The organism is Gemmatimonadota bacterium (assembly GCA_016712265.1).
GTDB lineage: Bacteria > Gemmatimonadota > Gemmatimonadetes > Gemmatimonadales > Gemmatimonadaceae > RBC101.
Map to the genome: position 1 here is coordinate 1170806 of JADJRJ010000030.1, position 19576 is coordinate 1190381.

Sequence of the window (19576 nt, forward strand, 5' to 3'; positions counted from 1 at the left end):
CGGCGATAACTGAACCGATGGTCAACCGGTCGCGGGGATCTGTGCATTGCTGCGAGGGAGGCCGCCCCTCAACCCGGGGCTTCCTTGGGAGTATCGGCGGGGACTCGCCCTCCCTGCAGTACACGGGGGCCCGGCTTCAGCTCGCCGGACGACCGAGTGCGACCGTGAGCTTCCCCAGCGCCGTAAATCGTTTGGCCTCCAGGGCAATACGCTTCACCTCCTCATCCAACACCAAGCGTTCCCGTGCCGTGACCAGGAACACGGTGCTCTCCCCTGCCGCGAACTTCCGATCCTCCCCCTCGCGCAATCGCCGCGCCTGCTCCACCACCTCGCGTTGCATCGACAGCAGCTCCTCCAGGGCCCTCCACTCGTTGAGCGCAACCTGGATCGCGATGGTGACGCCGCGCGCGACGACGGCGCGCTCAGACGCGAGCTGGTCGAGCCGTGCGGTGGACGCCTGCAAGGTTCCGCGTTCCTTACGCCAGAGGAGCGGAACATTGGCCCCCACTCCAGCCTTCGCGTCCGCGGTCACGGACCCGAGCGCATCCCCGGGCTCCGCAAGCGAGGTAAGGGTAGCGCTGACATCCGGGGTGACGGCGCGCTGGAGCGCCAATCGGCGCACGGCGTCCTGTTCCCGGACCTTAGCCAGCGCCTTGCGAAGTTCCGGGTGCTCACGCGCTGCCGCGAGCACCTCCGGAGCATCCACCCGGCCGGCCAACACCGACGCGAGTTCGGCGCCACCCGGTCGCAGGTTGTCCGCCAGTTGCATGGGCTGTGCGCGGTCATCCCACAACAGGCTCTCGACAAACACGCCTGCGTTCTGGAGCGACAGCATCGCTTCACGTCGGGCCAATTGGCGTCGACTTACCTCCAGCCCGGCCTCAATGGTATCAATCGCCGCGGCATCGCCCTGCTCCACGCGAGCCCGCAGTGCCACCTGCCGTATCGCCGCGAGTCGCACTCCCTCCTCTGCCAGCAGCACGCGCTGGTGCCCCTCGTACCAGGCGGCATACGCGTCCGCCGCCGTCGAGAAGAGCTTGTTCACCAACGCATCACGCTCACCCGCCGCCACGTCGCGGATCGCCCGGGCCTGCGCAAGCGCCACGCGACGTTCATCGGTCACGAGTCGCTGTCCGATCGGCAATGAGACACCGGCCGTCAGTAACCCCCCGCCTGGGGTTCCTCGATCCGGTGCGGCGAACGGGCCGCGGGCCCGCTCAAAGCCCACCTTGACGTCGACCCCGACCTGGGTGGGAATACTCAACTGCACATCCAGGTAGTCAAAGTACGCCTTGCCGGCGAGTGCCTTGCGGTCCCACTGGGCACTAACGCGCGGGTCGAAGGCCCCGCGCGCTGCCCGCTCCCGGCCCATGGCCAGGGTGTCGAGCAAGCGCGCCTGCCGGACGATGGGATGCGCTGTCGCCACGCGTCGCTGGAACTCGGCGAAGGACAGCACCGCCGTGTCGGCAACGACGACCTGCATCAGGACAGCGAACGCGGTCATCATGGGAGGCGCTTCGTTGGCGGCGTGGGCGGCAGGTTCACCGCTGGCGGAAAGCCATTCAGCCGTCGCCAGACCTCGTACCCAACGCGGACCTCGTCGAGCATGGTCCACCCCAGGACGCCCGATCCGACCCGGAGCTCCGTGGGCCAAGGCTCGTCGCGGGGATCCGGCACCACCAGCACCCGGTATGAACCGTCCGCGGCGTTGATGTAGTCGACCACGCGGATTTCGCCCCCGAACGTCCCCACCGCGACGCTGGGCCAACCAGAGAATTGCAGGGCGGGCCACCCGTCGAACTGCAGGCGCACCTTGCGTCCGGGCGCCAGCAGGGGCACATCCATGGGACGAACGTACAGCTCCACCGCGACCAGCGGCTCCGCCGGCATCACCGTGACCACGGGATCTCCCTCCTTGACGGTCTCGCCGACCCCCGATCGCACCGCGCGCACCACGTAGCCGTCTTGCGGGGCCACGATGCGATACATCTCGCGGCGCAGCGCGAGCGAGGCGTGCGAGCTGCGGAGCTTGGCGACATCCGCCTCCCCCTCCCCGACCTCGGCGTTGGTCGCGCTGCGCTCCGACATGGCCTTGGCATACTTGTCCGCGTAGTCCGCATCGACCGCCGCCACCTCCAGACGCGCGTTGGTCAGCGACTGTCTCCGCTCCACCAACCGGGCGGTCGCGACCTGCGCCTTGACCTGGTATGCCTCCAGGTCGGTGCGAGACTTGAGTCCGCCGTCGAAGAGGACGCGATTTCGCTCGAGCTGTCGTCCAGCGATCACCGAGTCCAGCTCGGCAGCCACGATGGATGCCTCGACCTCGGCAATCTTGTTGCGCGCCTGCCCAATATTAAGCTCGCGCGCGCGGGACAGCGCCTCGATTTGCTGCGTCAGCGCCGCCACCTTCTCGCGTTTCGCCTCGACCGCGGTGGCCTTGCCCTCGACCTGTGCCGCGGTGCGCTCCACCACCAGCGGGTCGAGGAAGGTCTCCTTCACTTCGGACAACGTGAGCAGTAGTTGTCCCTTCGACACCCGTTCCCCCTCGGCGACATGCCACGACTCAATCCGGCCCGCGATGAGCGCTGGCACAACTTGCGGGCGATCCTCGGGTCGCAGTGAGGTCACCGCACCACGGCCCTGCACATTCTGCTGCCACGGGAGAAAGGCGATGCCCACGGCCACCGCGAGCATCACGAGCAGGATACGGCCAATGCGCCAGTGCCGCTCGTGCGCAAGGTGGAGTTGTGCGGACGGAAGCCTGGGAACCACCAGCTCGGCGCCACTCATGCGGACACCGCCAGTGCCAAACACCAGGAATCCATAGCCAGCATCTCGCGCGCGGTCCCGCCGACCGTCGGCTGCCCGGCCTCGAGCCTGACGATCCGATCCATGGAGGCGAGGACGTCTCGCTGAGCCGTGCCGACCAGGCAGGTCCACTCGCTCCGCGCGGGGAAAAGAACGGGGAACAGCGCCGCGCGGTCCGCTGGGTCGAGCTGGTCGAGGGCGCCGTCCACCACAACCAAGCCGGGCCGCGCCACCAGGGCACGGACCACCTGCAGTCGCACCACGACCCCGCGAGACAGCGCCCTCCCGCCCGCCCGAACCGGCGTCTGAAGCCCATCGGGTAACGCGGCCACCCAATGCCCCAACCCCACCCGGTCCAATAGCGCGATGACATCCTCGGCCGTGACCCCCGGACGTCCGAGTGCCAGGTTGTCGAACAACGTCCCGTCAAACAGGTCCGGGTCCGCTCCCACCCACCCAATCATTGCGCGTGCGGAGACTGCGTCCAGGTCATGCCAGGAAACACCATTGAGCGTCACGACCCCGGCATACGATGGCAGGATCCCGGCGACCACACCGAGCAGGGTCGACACGCCGCTGCCACGCGGCCCCGTCACGCCGACGCGTTCGCCGGCACTCACCGTGAACGAGGTCTCGAACAACGACGGACGGGACGCCCCTTCGTGCTGGAATCGTGCGCCGTGCAAGCTTAACGCTGCGCCCATCCCGGTCGAAGAGGACCCCGGCACCACGCCGTCCCTGCCTTCCACCGGGAGACTGGCCGCGTGCCCAGCCTTTTCCAGCGCCGTGAGGATGTCGTACACATCCGACAAGCCAAGGATGAGCTTTTCCACGGCGAGCAGGACGGTCACGATCACGATCTCGGAGGCCACAAACTGCCCGAGGGTGATTTGGCGATTCACCACGAGGAGGCTCCCCATGATCAGGAGACCGGCGGTGATCAGCGTCTTGGCGCCGACAAAGGCCACCGACTGCCGGACGAGTACGCGGAAGTGCGCGGCCCGGTATCCGAGGTATGCACTGACCTCATCCTCCATGCGCCGCTCGGGCAGGTCGGTCGGGCCGGCAAAGCGAAAGGTGCGCGAGGTCCGCGCGAGTTCCTCCAGCCAATGGGCCACGCGGTACTTGTAGTGGGACTCCCCGAGGCTGGTCTGCCATCCCCGTGGGGCGGTGAGGCGAAAGACGAGTGCCAACCCGCCGAGGAGCACGGCCCCAAACAGCGAAAAGTATGGGTGATAGAAGGTGAGCAGGAGCAATCCGAGCAGGACCTGGAGCCCGGCCGCCACCCAGTCGGTCAACAGCTTGGCCAGGCTCTTCTGGACGGTCTTGATCTCGAAGAAGCGATTCATCGACTCCGCGAGGTCGACGTCCCCCACGCGATCGAGACGCACCCGCCGGAGCCGGTCCGTCAAGTCAAAGGCGAATCGCGCGAAGACCCGTTGTTGGACCAGCTCGACGACGGCCAGTTGCTGCAGCTGCAGGGCGCCGTTGGCCACGGTCCCGAGGATGACAAAGGCCACCAACAGCACGACCGGCTGGAGAAGCAGGCCGCCTGACACCAGGCCGATGATGGCCTGGACCCCCAGGGGAAGGGTGAGGCCAAACAATCCGGCGAGCGCCGCATAGCCGTAGACGGCGACGACGAGGGAGCGCTCCTGGCGAAGCAGGCGCCAGAGTCGCGTGAGCGGCGAGAGGTGGCGGGCCCCCGACGCATCGTCGGGGACCGTTGGGGCAAAGGGTGAGGCGAGTGCCGGAGTCACGGGCGGGTGGCTGGGACGACGTGCCGAGGAGCACGCGGGAGAACCCTAGCCAGCCTGATTCACATCTACAATTTCTACTTTCAGACGTAACACATACAAATTTCTACGCACTCACCGGAACGGGTTCGGTCGCCGCTGGGAGGAAGATCGAGAAGGTGCTCCCTACGCCGACCTCGCTGCGCACGGCGAGCGTCCCGCCGTGCGCCAGGACGATGCCACGGGCGATCGCCAGCCCGAGCCCCGTTCCTGCCGTTCGCGACGCCCGCCGCGCATGCCAGAAACGATCAAAGATGTGTGGCAGGGACTCCGAGGGAATGCCCATCCCCGTGTCCTCCACCTCAATGCTTAGCCCGCCCGGGGCACGGGCGCTCCGCACCGTGACCCGCCCGTCGCGCTCAGTGAACTTGATGGCGTTGCCCACCAGGTTCGCCAGAACCTGCTCCATCCGCAACGCGTCCAGCTCAACAGTTGGAAGGTCGGGCGCCGTGTCAAACGTGAGCACGATCCCCTGTTCCGCGGCCGACTCGGACATCATCGTGCGCACGCCGCGGAGGACCGAATCGATCGAGGCCATCTCGGCGGTGATCCGCAGGTGGCCGGACTCGATCGTCGCGGTGTCGAGGAGGTCCTGGATCAGTCGTTGCATGGCCGCGACGGAGTCCAGGATGGCACCGGCCACCTCGGACCGTCCGGCCGTCGTGGCTGGCTCATGTTCCGCGAGCACCCGCGCGCACATGCTGATCGCCGACAGCGGGTTGCGCAGGTCGTGGGAAACGATCCCCAGCAACTCGTCACGCATTTGCGATGCGCGCCGCTCATCCCGATACAATGCGGCATTGTCGATCGCGCCCGACACCTGATCCGCCAGGCTGTGTGCGAGCGCCACTTCGTCATCGCCACACGCACGCCTGGGGTCCGTCGACACCAGGGACATCGCCCCAAACACGCGCCCCCGCGCGCGGAGCGGCATCGTGATGTTCGCCACGACCCCCAGCGACTCCACTGCAGCCCGAATCGGCGTGCTCACGTCCGAAGCTGCCGTCGGGATCCCGCGCCGGGCTCCGCCGGCTGCCCCCCCGAGAACACTCGCGACCGGGAATGGCCAATCCGAGACCGTGGGCTGACGGCCGGCCAGGACACGCAGGGCGCGCGTCTTCATCGGATCATCGTGCACGCTGGTCAGCCGGCGCACCTCGCCACCACTCTCCAGGATGTCGATCACGGCGCAGTCGCAGAGATACGGCACTGCCGCATGACACGCGGCCACCAGCGACTCTTCGTAGTCCAGAGTGGCGTTCAAGTCGTTGCTTGCACGCGCGAGGAATCGCGCGGACTCCTCGGCGCGCAGCCGAACCGTGATGTCCCGCAGCACGACATTGAACAGGCGCACGCCGTCCACTTCCAGCTTGGAGATGCTCGCCTCTGCGGGGAATTCACTGCCATCCTGCCGCAGCCCGAAGATCTGTCGCCGTTCGCCCATGCGACGCGCCACGTCGGCCCCCGCCCCAAAAGCGTGGACGTGGCGCCGATGTGAGCCGCGAAACCGCTCGGGCAGCAGCCGCTCCAGAGGCTGGCCGACCATCGCGTCGGCGGAATACCCGAACATGGCTTCGGCACCGTGGTTGTAGTGCACAATGCGCTGATCCTCGTCCACCGAGATGATCGCATCGGCGGCGATCATCAGGATCCCCTGGAACGTTCGTTCGGACCGTTGCAGGTCGCGCGTCGTGCGACGGAGACGCTGGAGCGAGTTGAACGCGAACCCGGTCCCGCCGATCCCCATGAGGACCGCGACGACGAACAGCACGATGGAACCCCGCTGAAGGCTCCACCCCTGCTCCAACTCCAGCTGGACCACCGTGACCACCAGCAGGAGAAGCACAACGGCCCACGCGACACCGGCCAGGGTGAGCGCGATCCGCCAGCGGCGCGACGGATCGTCCGAGCTGCCTTCGGGTTGTTCGCTGATGACTACGCCTCCTGCAAGAGCCCCAAGCGAAGGGCAAACTGCACGTAGTGCGCCCGATGCGACAGCCCGAGCTTTTCGTTGATGCGCTGCTTGTACGTGTCGACGGTCTTCGGACTGATGAACAAGCGCTCACCAATCTCCGGGGCCGAGTAGCCCTGGGCCGTCAGGCGGAGCACATCCCGCTCGCGTTCGGTCAGGCGTGCATACCGGTCCTTGTCGGCGTCTTGCGGGTCCTTGCGCGTGAGCCCCTTGGCCAGCACCCGAGCCGCAGACGGCCGCACGAACAGGTCGCCGTTGGCGACGGCCCGCACAGCATCCACCAGCTCTCGGTCGGCGGCGCTCTTGACCAGGTACCCGGCGGCCCCGGCCTCGAGCAGCGGGACGAGGAACTCCTCTTCGGGATGCATGGTCAGGATGAGCACCCGTGTGTCCTCCCCCTTCGCGACGATCTCCTTGGTCGCCGTCGCGCCGTCCATCCCGGTCATCGACAGATCCATGACCACCACATCGGGGTGGAAGCGGTCGACCAGGGCAATCGCCTCCTTGCCGTCCCGCGCCTCGCCAACGACATCAATGTCTCGGGCCGTACCCAGCACCGCCTTGAGGCCGGCGCGGACGACGGTGTGATCGTCGGCCAGGACGACGCGAATCAGGTCTGACTTCATGGTGACTCCTGTTGGGGTAGGTCGCCAGTCGACCCAATGGCGAGAGGGACCTCGAGACGCAAACGCCGCCGATCACCTTCACGCTGCACGTCCAGCGACCCGCCGAGCAGCTCAGCGCGCGCGCGCAGCACTTCAATAGACTCCGGTTCTGTGGCCCCCGCGATCGGCGCCGCGCGTTCGCGTGCATCGATCACGTCGAGCACCAGGCGATCCGCATCCACGCGGACCGAGAGGTCAAGGCCGGGACATCGCTCCTGCGCCGCAAATCGGAGCGCCGCACGGGCCGTTCGGTAGACCAGCGCGCTCGCGGCGGGGTCCGCCAGGACAGCGGCGTTAGGCGCATCGAACGTCAGTCGAGTCTCCGTGTGCTCGTTGTGCTCCCTGACCAGATGCTGCAGCGCCCCCTGCAGTCCCTCGTTGGCCTGCCAGCGCGGATTGGCTTCGTGTGAGAGCGCCTTCACATCGTCCAGGACCCCCGCGGCAATCTGGCGGACGCCGTCCACCCGATCGAGCAGTCGCGCATCCGTCGTCCCCGACGTGAGGGCGCGCAGTTCGAGCAACAGCGCCGCCATGGACTGGGCCGTGGAATCAAACAACTCGCGCGCGATCTGCCCCTGTTCGTCCTCCATGTGGCGCACGACCTGGGCCGCCAGCGCGCGATATCGTGTGCGGTCGCGCCGCACCGCATCAAACAGGCGATCCACGTTCCGCTCCAGTCGCACCATGTCCTCGTCCGACCATTTCGACGGACGAACGCGCGTGAGGTCGTCACCGCGTGCAAAGGCGTCGACCGCCTGGCGCACGTGATCGATGGGGTGCCAGGCAAAGGACACCAGGGCCAGGTGCACCACGACGGTCGCCAAGGCGACGACCAGCACCAAGGCGAACGCGTACCTCGGCAACGCCTCGAGCCGAAGGTTCCACCAGGAGAGGAGGACCACGGTGGCGAGGAGCGGTAGCGACGCCCCACCGACCTTGACCATCAAGGGGGCGCGTCGAAATGCGTTGAGCACGCGATCGACGGGGCCGGGCGAATCGACCCCGGCCACCTCGCGGCGAATGACCGTCATCACCGGCCGACTGCCGACCGGTGTGACCACAGCATGCATGGAGACAGACACTGGTGCTCCCTCATCTGAAAAGGGTACGACCAAAGGAACCCTGGCACCGTCGGGTACACCGGACGAAACCGTAGGGCTTTACCCTACATCCAGTCCCCGGTGCCCCGACTGGGGCACCGGAAACGCACGCCGCTCGCGGAGTCGCCTCCGTCCGCGGACTCGCCGCCCCCTCAGCGAACGAGCGTCAGGATCGTTTGACCTGAACCGTGCGCGATCCGTAGTACTGCGTCCCTTCCGTGGCCGTCCGTTAACACGTCCACTGCCGTCACCCCGGTGACACCACGCGTGAAGTGACGTGTCGTATCCTGTTCTCCCAGCATGAGTTCGACGCGCTGGTCATTGTGGTCCCACGCGGCGCCGAGGAACGGGTATCCCCGGTGTATGGTCTGGGCCCCAAGGTCAGGATCATCGACCTCAAGAGTGGCATCCCTGCCCGCGTTTCTCCGGGTGAAGTCGGTGAGCCGGGTCGCCCATTCCTCGTGCGAGCCACTGACCTCAACTGGCGCCGAACCGGAGGGGACGCCGAAGACCATGACGTGGGCGCCGCGCACCAGCCCCGTGGCGGTGGACCCAACGAGCATGCGGTCCACAAAGCCGGCACCGCGGCTCCCCGTTACGATGGCATCCACGTGGGCACTTCGCGCGAAGTCCAGGAGGGCCCGCGACGGCTTCCCGGTGAGCGTGATGGTCTCAATGGTCACCTGCGGAGGGACATGCAGCTCCGCGCGTACCTTCTGGAAGGCCGGCTCAACGCCGCCCTGATATTCCGTCATCCATGCCGCGTACGCCTCTGGCTGGAGTTCGAGCCTCGGGGCGACGTGCGCGAGATAGAGGATGCTGACACCGGGAAACACGGCAAGTGCCGCCTTGGCCGCCTGCACGCTGGTCGGGCTGAAATCCATCGCGACGATCACGCGCGAAGGCAGCACCTGTGCCTGGGCGGGCACCGCCAGCACCGGCACCGACGCCTGCCGCAGGATGTGCAGCGCGGTCTCGCCGCCGAACAGGCGATCGAGCAGGTCATGATGGCCAAGCCCAACGACGATGGTGCGTGCACCGATTTCGCGGGCGTACGCCGCGACACGCGACGCCGGGTCCCCGGAGCGGACTTCTACCACCACGTCCGCCTCGCTGCCTAACAACTCCCGAAGCTGCGCACGCACCCGGCTCACGAGGGCGTCGCGTCGCTGTTGCTCGGTCTCGATGGGCGGCAGGAGGACGCCGTAATCTGCAGCCACGAGTGGCGCCGGTGGCAGGACGGTCACCACATGCATGGCTCCACGGCCGCGGGCCACAAGCTGGGCGCCGAGTCGGACCGCTGCGTCGGCGGACGTCGTACCATCACTGGCCACGACGATCGGACCGTCAGCGCGTGGGGCAATCCCGCGTACGTCGTCCGCGGTATCTGTGCCCGCGAACGGAGCTGTCGTTGTGAGGGACATGAGGCCTCCCGATCCGGCGCTCGCACCATTGCGATGCCTTGGCGGGAGTTTCGCACCAACGAGGCACTCCGTCTGTCAGCAGCCTACCACGCCACGCGTCAGGAGGTGCAATCTCCCCTGTCCGGCGATCCCCGACTAGAACGACAACCGATACAACAGGTTCACGTTCCGGCCCGGCTCCGGCATGATCTCCTTGATGCGCGAGAGATGGTCGCGGTACGCGCGATCGAACAGGTTGTCGACGCGCAGGGTGACCGTGTGCAGGCGGCTGCCAATGAGTCGCCTCCACCCCACATTCGCACCTACCGCGGCGTAACCGGCGGTGCGTGCCTCGAAGTCGCCCAGTCGTTCCTGCGGTCCCGCCCACCGCATGGTGAGGCCTCCGTAGGCGGCGGGTCGGTCGTACCGGATGCCGAGGTTGCCGCTGATCGGTGGAATGAACGGCGGGTGGGCGGCCGCCGGGACAAAGGAGGTGTCCAGGTCGGTGATGACCGGGATTGGCGCACGTATCGAGGTGAAACGCGCCCGCACGATCGAGGTTGTCATGTCCACGACCCAGCGGCGAGTCACCGCAAGCTCCAGCTGGCCCTCGGCGCCGGAGAAGCGCGCGTCCTCATTGGTATACTGGAATCGCGGCCGTGCGCCTTGTGACCCGAGCTCGGCGCGACCACGGCTCGAGGGAAAGATGAAGTTGTCGAGTCGGTTCCTGAAGACACTCACCTCGGCCCGCAGGTGCTCACGGTCAACCCGGATGAAGGCATCGACACCGAGTCCGGTCTCCTGGCGCAAGCGCGGATCGCCCACGTCGAAGGAGTTGGCGGCGAGATGCGGCCCATTGGAATACAACTCATTGAAGTCCGGGGTGCGATACGCCCGGTTGAGGCTCACGCCGAGATGGACGACTTCGCGCAGGTCGTAGATGGCACCTACCGAGCCCGAGACGGCGCCAAAGGTCCGTGATTCGACGGGAATTCGCTCGCCACCGACAAAGATGAAGGTGCGGCGACGCGGGGTGTATGACGCGTAATCGTACCGGAGCCCTCCTTGCAGGGCGAGGCGGCCGACCTTCACCTCCTCGATGGCAAAACCGGCGAGGGTCTGGTCTCCCGTCGATGGCGTCCGCAGCGTCCCTCCCGTGACGATGTCGCGGTATTGCGCGCGCACACCAATCGCCCCCGAGGCGAAGGGGCCTGCCGCTTCATGCCGAGCGACCACCTCTCCGACGGACTGGAATTGCTCGAACCGCGTGGCAATGCTGCCGCCCGCCTCGATTTCCTGGTGGTCGTATTGCGTGATCGTAGCGGTGGAGCGGATGGAGGTGAATGGCCCTGTCCGCTTCGTCCGCTCGGCCTCGGCACGAACCGTGTGGCGTCGCATGCGGATGTCGACCCCCTGTTCGTGTCCGCCAATAAAGCCGCCCGGAATGCCGTAGTTGGAGCCGTAAAAGCGGTACGAGGCGCCCACGTGGCCCGCCGTGCCGGCCCAGGCGACGGCACCTGCGCCGTTGGCGGTCTGGGCCTCCGTGTTGACCAGCGCTCCGAGCGGCGTACGGATGTTTGCAGAGCGTCGCCAGGACGCCTCGCCGCGCAGGGCGAGCGGGCCCGCACGCTGGGCAGCATACCCACCGACGCTGGTCCCACGGCTGACCGACGCACCCTCGAACGACAGGGCACCATGCAACTGGTCCGGAATGGTGGTGGGAATTTCCTCGCGGACCACGTTGACCACTCCCCCTAACGCCGAGCTGCCATACAGGAGTGACATGGGCCCGCGCACGACCTCGATCTGCTTCGCCGTGGATGGCTCGATGGCCACGGCATGGTCGCCGGACAGGGACGAGAGATCGCCGGAACGCTGGCCGTCCTCGAGCATGAGGATGCGGTCGCCCCCCAGCCCACGAATCACGGGACGGGCGGTGGTTGGCCCCATGGACGTCACCGACACCCCCGGTTGGTTCTGGAGCACCCCTGCCACCGTCGCCGCGCTCTGCCGGTCGAGGGCAGCCCCGCTGACGACCGACGTCGAACTGAGCACTTCGCGGCTGCTCCGCTCCCCCGCAGACGCCGTGACGACCGTTTGCGCGAGTTGTAGTGCCGCCGCGTCGAGTGCGATATCCAGGACCGTCGTTTCGGAGCCCGCCACCACGAGCGGCACGGTCCGCGGACGGTACCCCACGCGCTGCACACTCACGGAATACCGTCCGGCCGGCACGCCGTTGATCTCGTACACCCCATCTTCATGGGAGACGTCGATGCGGCGCAGCTCCACCAAACGCACGGTGGTTGCGGGAATAGGGCGTCCGTCGGCGGCGTCGGTGATGCGCCCACGGACCCCGCCAACTCCTTGAGCGCCCGCCGTCGCCACCGCGAAGACGCCGAGCACGGTCACCAGCTTGATCATGAATGCCCCTTGCCGGGCGCCCCGTTGATGGGTGGAGCCGGGAACGCTGCACGATAATCGCGAGACCGGCGCGGAGCCCACTCCTTTCCAACGAACGGACGGCCGCACCCGGTGATACGCCCGGCGTGCGGCCTTTGTTCGCGTTGAACGGGCGGGTCGCCTACTTCACGAAGACCATTTGCTTCACGGTCAGGCGGTGTTCGGCGACGGCACGCAAGATGTCCGTGGCCGAGAGGATCCCGATAAAGCCTGTATCGTCCGTGACGATCGCCCGCTGGACCCCGGCGGCGAGGAGACGTTGGGCCGCGTTCGAGACCTCGAGGTCAGCCGGGAGGGTACAGACCGTGCGTGCCATCGCCTCGCCGACCGTGTGGCTATCGAGAAAGCTCATCGCCCGGCCCTGTGTGGCGACCCGTTCGACGACGTCTTCGTCTCGCCCGGTCCAGAGGTCCGTGAAGTAGCTGGAGGACCACTCGTCGCCCTCTTGCCACTCCTCCACATCCCCCTCGTCGGTTTCCTCCGGTTCGTTGCCGGCGACCGACTCGAATTCCAGCAGGTCAGGTGCCGACAACACACCCACCACCCGACCGTTGTCGACCACCGGGGCCCCCTGAATGCGGCAGGTGACGAGGGTGTCGATCGCCTGCCGGAGCGATTGCTCCGGCGTGAGCGTCACCACGTTTGGGGTCATGATGTCTTTGACGCGCAGCATGGAGCCTCCTGGAAGGTGCCCTGCCATGGTAGACCGGCCCGAGTCACCCCGCAGTCAGCGTTCGCGGAGCGCCGACGTCAGGGAACGGCCGATGCCTAACGTGAGCCGCGCGGATCCTTGATGTGGCACCGGGCACACATGGCCATGGCCTTGCGCCCCAGGCGCTCGGCGTCGAAATCACGCCCGTGGGGATTCACGCCCCAGCCCGTGGTGGCATGGCAGCGCATGCAGGTGGCTTGCGTGTGGCACGTGGTGCAGCTGGCCAACTCAAGGCGCGCAGCCCGACCATGCTGCAGGAGCCACTGGGGCTGCGCGTTGTGGTAGACCGCGGCATTCCGCCCGGCGGCCTGGAGCCCGGACGCACGATGGCAGTCCCGGCAGAACACCTCGGTGTTGTGGCACGACGCGCACTCGCGATCCCGGGCGTAAGTCGGCGCGGCATGCCCGGCAACGAAGTTGACGGGATGGAAGGCGCGACGCGATTCGCCCGCATGACAATCCGAACAGAATCGCTGGGTATGGCATCCCTCGCACGACTGCTGGCCGGTCGCCGCCGCCGTGCGATGCGTCTCGACGAAGTTGCGGGAGTGGGGGCGCACGACGCGCGACCCGGTGTCGGCCACCAGTCGCGTGGTCACCACACGGCCCGGGGTGCGACCGCTGGCATCAGCGAGTGGCCGCCGGAGCTGCACCCCTCGCGGCCCCCGTGAGGGCTCGGGGAGTGCGCGGATCACCGCGCTGGCCCCGGCACCGGTGTGACAGGTGGTGCAGCTCGACCGGGCATGACAATTGGCGCAGGTCGCACCCGGGGCACTGGCCTGCGGGCCATGCCCTTCGACGAATCCGTCGCGCCGATGTGTGTCGGGCACCGGCCACGCCGGGAGCAGGTCGCGGGTGAGTACTGCCACCCGCGGATCCGGCGCCAGGGACGACGCCACCGGCAGGGTGGCCACATTCATGTGGCAACGGGCGCAGCTCTCCCGGGCGTGACAGGTGGCGCACGTCGCCGCCGCGGCAGGGGAGGTTGGTGCGTGCGCGCCACCAAAACCCGGTTGCGTGTGGGACGCCGGCTTCGGCAGGGCGCGCACGGCGTCCAGGTCGAGGCGCCGGGCGCTCGTGAGTGGCCGGTGACAGGTGGTACAGGTGCTCGGCGGATCGTAGTGCGACGGCGTCCGATGTTGGTGGCACCCGAAGCAGGTGGGCGCCGTGGCGGCGGCGACGTCCATGAAGCCGTTGCCGGACGGCGTGGCATGACACGCGACGCACCGGCGAACGGTGCTGTCCGATGCGGCGAAATGGCGCTGGTGCGAGAAGTCGAGGAGTCCGGGCGCGGCGGGTCGCGCGGGCGGGGTCCACTGGATGCGTCGGGCGTCAGTCCCGTTGTGACACGAGGCGCAGGAGCTCGGCGCGGGGAAGAGCGCGGCCGACGTACCGCGGGTGACGTCGGCGTGGCACCCTTCGCAGGTGGGGAAGAGGCGTGCGTGCTTCTGGTGCGGGAAGTCGCCGGGCGCCAGCCGGAGCGGCGCGAGGGGTGACGGGCGCGTGGACTGGCCGCGGACCGAGTTGATGGGAGGGCGCTGCGCGTCGAGTGGGACGCTGCCCAGCATGACAAGCGTGACGAGGAGCGCCGTGCCCCAGCGGGCCAGCGCTGACGGGGGCGTGACCGGGTGGGGGTACATTGCTTTTCGGGGGGGGGCCCCCAGGTCAGGTACGCAGCACCTAACTGCCTGAATCATCTCGCGCACCGGGATCATCGCCGCATCCCCGGATCGCTGCCCACCGCCCACTCCAGGCGGATCGATGCGCGGCGCTGGCTCCAGTCTGGACCCGTCGCGTCGTTCGTCAGGCGGTGCCGATACCGCCCCGCTTCCACCCGTGCACGCAGGTCACTGCGCACCCGCCACTCGGCGTGGGCAAAGGCACCCAGCATCCGCCCCGTCCCCACGCGATACTCATAGATGGTCTGGCGGGCGCTCACCGTCCCACCAATCGAGCCGACCTCGCCAAACCGGCGGGCGACCCCCACCGTTCCGTCGCTCTGCGAGGCCCCGACCCCGACATCAACCCCGTAGTTGGCCACGACCGACCAGGGGGCCTCCGGAACCCAGTTCGCATCGAACGCGAGTCGCCAGCCATCGGTCCGCAGCGCCACCGACTGGAGCCCCGTGCCGGGATCCCGGTAGGCACGGCGCGCGGCAGAGAGCGTCGCTCCCATGGCCCCGTCGCGACGGGTCCACCCGGTCGACGCCCGCAGTTCATCGAACCCCACCGGGGCGAAGGCGCCCCAAATCGTCCACAGCTCAAAGAAGGGCCGGTGATGCCGCGCATCGACTCCCAGGTCGAGCGAAGCCAGGCGTCGGGAAACGCGCACCCGGGCCTCATTCACCACCCCGCTGGCCACATCGAGCGCGAGGTTCCCCTCGGCCCGGACACCATACCCGCGCGTCGCCAGGTCCAGCGACGCCCGCTCCGCATACAGGCCACTCCGGTCGTTGGCCAGCACCCGCAGGTAGGTCCCGGTCATCGCATGCATGCCCGAGCTCGCGCGCCAGCGCAGGCGCGCGCCGAGGAGCCACGCCCGCTGCTCGGGTGGCAGGTCATCCACCTGGCCGATCTCTTCGGATGTGTAGGGCTCGTTCAAACCCTGCACCAGCGCCTGGCCACCCAACAGCTCGCCATCAATCCCCGCCCGGCGCCACAACACCGAGGCGCCATCGTAGCTGTAGGCGCCGAGATCCCCCAGCGACCATTGCCGGCCAAGCCGCAGCCGGCCGATCGGGCGTTCCACCTCAACGTAGGCGTCGAGGAGGTCAAAGCGATCGTTCATCCGTGGCCAGGCCGACTCGGTTCCACCGAGCGCCGTGCGAACCCGTCCGTGCGCGCGAAAGGAGATCCCCTCGCCCAGCCCCCATCCCGCCACGCTCAGGTCATGCAGCAACGGCTGAGACAGCTGACGATCGGACGCACGGAGGTAAGAACACCAGGCGCTGCCCTCGAGGCAGCTCACTACGGTGCCATCGCTCGCGCGGCGCACCGCCCCACTGGGTACCGTGGCAGAGAACGCCACCGAGTCCCGGCGGAACGGGCGGAGGTCGATCCCCTGCCACCAACTCGATCCCGTCACGCGCACGCCCTGGGCCAGGGCCGGCCCGGCCGCTGTCGCACAGAGGAGCGCCCAGCGAGCTGCGCGGAGGCTCATGGTGCGGCGGGCTCCGGCTTCCAGGCGGCCAGGTGACAGGCACCGCAATCACCGCCCGGTTTGTGCTCACGCTGCGCCGAATGGCAGGCCAGGCACACCGCGCGTGTCGGCGGGAGTTTTCCCGTCCCGGCGCCTGTGTGACACGAGCCGCAGGTCACGTGTGTGGCGCGCGTGTGTGTGGCGCGCGCGTCGGCGTGACAACTGGCGCAGTTGGCCGTCGCGCGATGGTGGTTCTCGTGGCACTCGGCGCACGTGGTCGTGACACGCTGCGGCGCGCCGGTCGCATGGCAGCGCCCACATGCCACGGGCGCGTGCTGTCCATGATCGAACGAGAGCGGCCGCGTGTTGACCTGTGCCTTCCCGGTGACGCGCACGGCGGTCGGGACGGCGATCGCTGGCGGCAACTCGCTGCGGGCATGGCAGGTTTCGCAGGTCCCGGCGCGCGCATCCGCGGCGTGGTGGCAGGACGTGCAATCCGCAGGTGCCTTGATCGAGACCGTCCCGTGCGCCCGGGAGGAGCTGTGACAGGCCGTGCACTCCACTGTCCGGTGCCGCGCGTGGTCGAAGACCGTGTCACGCCGTGCACCGCGCTCCACAAGGGCCGTGCGCGGGGGCGCGTGGCCGCCGATTGGCGCTGGCGTCTCGCTGACGCGTGGTCCCCCGCGCGGCGCGCCGAACGGTGGATCGTCGGGCACTCCCGCCTCGGCGGGCGCATCCGTATCCGTCCGTCGCAGGGGAATCGGGCCGCGACGGTAAATGTCGCGGTGGCAGTCCTGGCACTTGGTGCTCTCCACCTTCCAGCTGTGTGGCTTGTGACACGAGCCGCACTGGTCGAGGGCATGCTGGCCAATGCCGCGATGGAAGGCGCTCAGCGTATCGGGCGACGAATGACATCCCGCGGTCGCGCAGCTATCGAAGGCCTTCCCTGCCTTCTCCTGGTCATGCGGGTTGTGACACGTGCCGCAGGTGGCTTGGTGGGGGTCCTTGTCGAGGTCCCGTTCCGCGAGCTTCGCCCGCATCTCATGACAGGAGAAGCACTCCTGCCGAGCGGGCACCAGTGCCTTGCGTGTGGAGTCGATCGCGACCAGTTCGGAGACCGAGCGGCCGAAGTCGTGGCAGGTCACGCAGTGCAACCCGCTCTGGTCCGCCATGGCCCCGAGGCGCACTTTCGTATCCTCGTGGCACCCGGACGACTTGCAGCCCACGTCGGTCGCCTTGAATGCGTGGACGTCCTTCGCATGGCAGTCCACGCACATCAGGTTCTTGAGCGCAGACGAGTCACTCTTGAAGTGCACCGCGTGGCCGGCCGTTGCGATCACCCGCTTCCAGCTTGAATCTGCCTGGGTCTGCTCGTGGCATTCCCCACAGATGCGGTTGGGGACCGGGGCGTGTTGCGGGATCTTTTCCGGTCGGTCGAGGACCCAGTAGTAGAGCTCCTGCGCACTGGCGAAGATCGACTGCTGGTGACAGGCATGGCACTCGAGCTTGTCGTGTTCGGAGACGCGGAACCGGTTGAACGCCCCCTTCATGACGTGACAACTCGAGCAGAAGTCGTTGTCGTGCATCATGAAGTTCCAGCTCCATGCGCCGGCGCCACCAGCGACCCCCAACGTGAGAACGGTCGTGGCGCCTAACGCGATCTTCGCCCCGCGTGACCGAGTCACCAGCCAGGTGACGATCTCCCGGCGTCGCCGCCACGCCAGCGCGCCGCCGACCACGGCGACCACGGCGCCGACGATGACCCCGCCGATCTGGATCCACTGCGGAACTTCGCTAAAGAGGAACCGGAAGAGCGCGGCGGCCCCGCCAGGAAGCGGCGCCTGGTCGAACCGGATCGAGTCGGCGGAGGCCGAGTCGTGGATCTGCGCGACTTGCGCCCCCGCGCGCGCCGTCGTCATGAGCGCACACGCAACGGCGGCGAGGAACCTCACCTCGGTCCCTCGCCGCCGCCTGACCGTCGACAACATGCCCAACGACCGGCTCAGTTGGTTCCTGAGGCCTTCAGGATCAACTGGTCATACGGAGCCAGGCGTGACACCGGTACCGGGGACGGGACGCCATAGTCCCTCTGCACCTGCGCGAGGCTGGCCCGCAACAACGCCTTCACGAGGAACGGGTTGTGGACCTCCGATCCGTGCATCTTCGCCAGGTTGGAGTTGAAGTTTGCACCACGCGCCGTCGTCTCTTTGCCGGCGGCGAACTCGGTCGCCGGGATCTTTCCGTTCGCTCGCCCCGCGGCGATCTGCTGGTCCAACGCGGTGTACAGGGTCTTGATGTCCAGCTCGGTCGTGGTGAACACGGTGCGCGCGCTGGCTTCCGTGTGACAGCCCGAGGCCGCGCAGCTCTTGAACGAGCGCTGGGTGACCTGCGTGCACGACTGGTCCGCGGTGGGCGTGCCATTCGCGTCGACGCACGGGATCGCCGTAAAGCGGTGGCCGGTCACGGTGACCACAAAGTTGTTGGTTGCCTTGTCCCGCACATCGTATTTGGACAAATGGCACCCGGCACACAACTTGGGGTTCTTGTCCGAGCCATGCGAACTCTCCGCCTCATCGAACTGCAAGCCTGGGGGCCACCACCCAGCCGTCCCGAACAGGAGTGGGCCATGCGGGGCGTGCGGCGTGTCCCGCGACCCACTGAAATCCGGGTTGCCGCGCCGGTTGTGGCACTTCACGCAGAGGTTGTTCTCGGGATCGCGTGAGTCGATGGGATAGCGCAATTGCTTGGGGTTGCTCGATCCATGCGGATCGTGACACACGACGCACGTGACACCCTGCCCCGTCGTATTGGTGGCAAAGGTCTTGTCGGCGTAGTTCGTGTTCACGCCCCAGTTGGCCATCACCGCTTGCCCGATGTGGCACCCCTGGCAGGCCGCGCGCGGCCCACCCGGCACCTCTGGCGCGGTAGCAGTTGTGCCGTTGTAGGCTCGAGTGTACGAGGTCGCGTGGCGCGACTTGCGCCAATCCTCAACGAAGGGATGGTGCGAACCCGAGTGGCACTCCGAGCACCCGTTCGTGACGGCGCGGCCGGTGTCCGCCTTGATCGAGGGGAGCATCTGCCCGCGCGTCGGAACCCCGATGTGCTGGAGCCCGGGGCCATGGCAGCTCTCACACTGCACATCCTGGTACCGCGGGTCCTTGGTGGTTCTCCATCCCACCGTGGTGTCCGTAACAGCGTTCCCGAGGTTGTTCACCGTATGACACGCCTGACAGAGCCCCTGCTTCCCCGCGTTGTCATCTAGGGTTTTCCAGGCCCCGGCGTGCGCGGTCTCCTTCCACTTGCCCTGCTGGCTCACGTGGCAATTGCCGCACACCGTAAGCTTGGCCGCCTGGTCGTCGTAGCCGACGAAACTGGCAGCCGCAGCCGGGGGCGCGGCGAAATTCGGACCATCACGATAGACGATCTTCTCGTCCACGCAACCGGCGAGGACAAGAGCAGCACCGGCAAACGCCGGCCAACGGGCCATCCAACGACGTACACGCATCGACGTACACCTCACG

13 protein-coding genes are annotated in these 19576 nt (G+C 67.7%); all 13 read right to left on the reverse strand.

Annotated elements, in window-relative coordinates; translation table 11 throughout:
• Window positions 1-136: 136 nt before the first annotated feature.
• The gene (locus IPK85_20610) at window positions 137-1507 is read right to left on the reverse strand and encodes a TolC family protein (protein MBK8249767.1); all 1371 of its coding nucleotides are present in this window, start codon (window positions 1505-1507) and stop codon (window positions 137-139) included.
• Complete coding sequence (locus IPK85_20615; GenBank protein ID MBK8249768.1) at window positions 1504-2790, reverse strand: HlyD family efflux transporter periplasmic adaptor subunit; 1287 nt, start codon at window positions 2788-2790, stop codon at window positions 1504-1506. The genes IPK85_20610 and IPK85_20615 overlap by 4 nt, the downstream gene beginning before the upstream one ends.
• Entirely contained in the window at window positions 2787-4568 is a 1782-nt protein-coding gene (locus IPK85_20620; protein MBK8249769.1) for an ABC transporter ATP-binding protein, read from the reverse strand. Before IPK85_20620 ends, IPK85_20615 begins: the two co-directional genes overlap by 4 nt.
• Window positions 4569-4671: 103 nt before the next feature.
• On the reverse strand, window positions 4672-6450 hold the full coding sequence (locus IPK85_20625; protein MBK8249770.1) for a PAS domain S-box protein: 1779 nt from the start codon (window positions 6448-6450) through the stop codon (window positions 4672-4674).
• Between the two features lie 89 nt (window positions 6451-6539).
• Window positions 6540-7202, reverse strand: coding sequence for a response regulator transcription factor (locus tag IPK85_20630; protein MBK8249771.1), 663 nt, complete (start codon window positions 7200-7202; stop codon window positions 6540-6542).
• The gene (locus IPK85_20635; GenBank protein MBK8249772.1) at window positions 7199-8323 is read right to left on the reverse strand and encodes a hypothetical protein; all 1125 of its coding nucleotides are present in this window, start codon (window positions 8321-8323) and stop codon (window positions 7199-7201) included. Before IPK85_20635 ends, IPK85_20630 begins: the two co-directional genes overlap by 4 nt.
• 170 nt (window positions 8324-8493) lie before the next feature.
• A complete protein-coding gene (locus tag IPK85_20640) occupies window positions 8494-9765 on the reverse strand; it encodes a universal stress protein (GenBank protein ID MBK8249773.1) in 1272 nt (423 codons plus the stop codon).
• 135 nt (window positions 9766-9900) lie between these two features.
• On the reverse strand, window positions 9901-12165 hold the full coding sequence (locus IPK85_20645; protein MBK8249774.1) for a TonB-dependent receptor: 2265 nt from the start codon (window positions 12163-12165) through the stop codon (window positions 9901-9903).
• A gap of 160 nt (window positions 12166-12325) precedes the next feature.
• Window positions 12326-12877, reverse strand: a complete 552-nt coding sequence (locus IPK85_20650) for a CBS domain-containing protein (protein MBK8249775.1) — start codon at window positions 12875-12877, stop codon at window positions 12326-12328.
• A 95-nt stretch (window positions 12878-12972) separates the two neighbouring features.
• A complete protein-coding gene (locus IPK85_20655; GenBank protein ID MBK8249776.1) occupies window positions 12973-14556 on the reverse strand; it encodes a cytochrome c3 family protein in 1584 nt (527 codons plus the stop codon).
• A 71-nt stretch (window positions 14557-14627) separates the two neighbouring features.
• Entirely contained in the window at window positions 14628-16076 is a 1449-nt protein-coding gene (locus IPK85_20660) for a hypothetical protein (protein ID MBK8249777.1), read from the reverse strand.
• A complete protein-coding gene (locus IPK85_20665; GenBank protein ID MBK8249778.1) occupies window positions 16073-18007 on the reverse strand; it encodes a hypothetical protein in 1935 nt (644 codons plus the stop codon). Before IPK85_20665 ends, IPK85_20660 begins: the two co-directional genes overlap by 4 nt.
• A 50-nt stretch (window positions 18008-18057) precedes the next feature.
• Window positions 18058-19560, reverse strand: a complete 1503-nt coding sequence (locus IPK85_20670) for a hypothetical protein (protein ID MBK8249779.1) — start codon at window positions 19558-19560, stop codon at window positions 18058-18060.
• Window positions 19561-19576 lie beyond the last annotated feature (16 nt).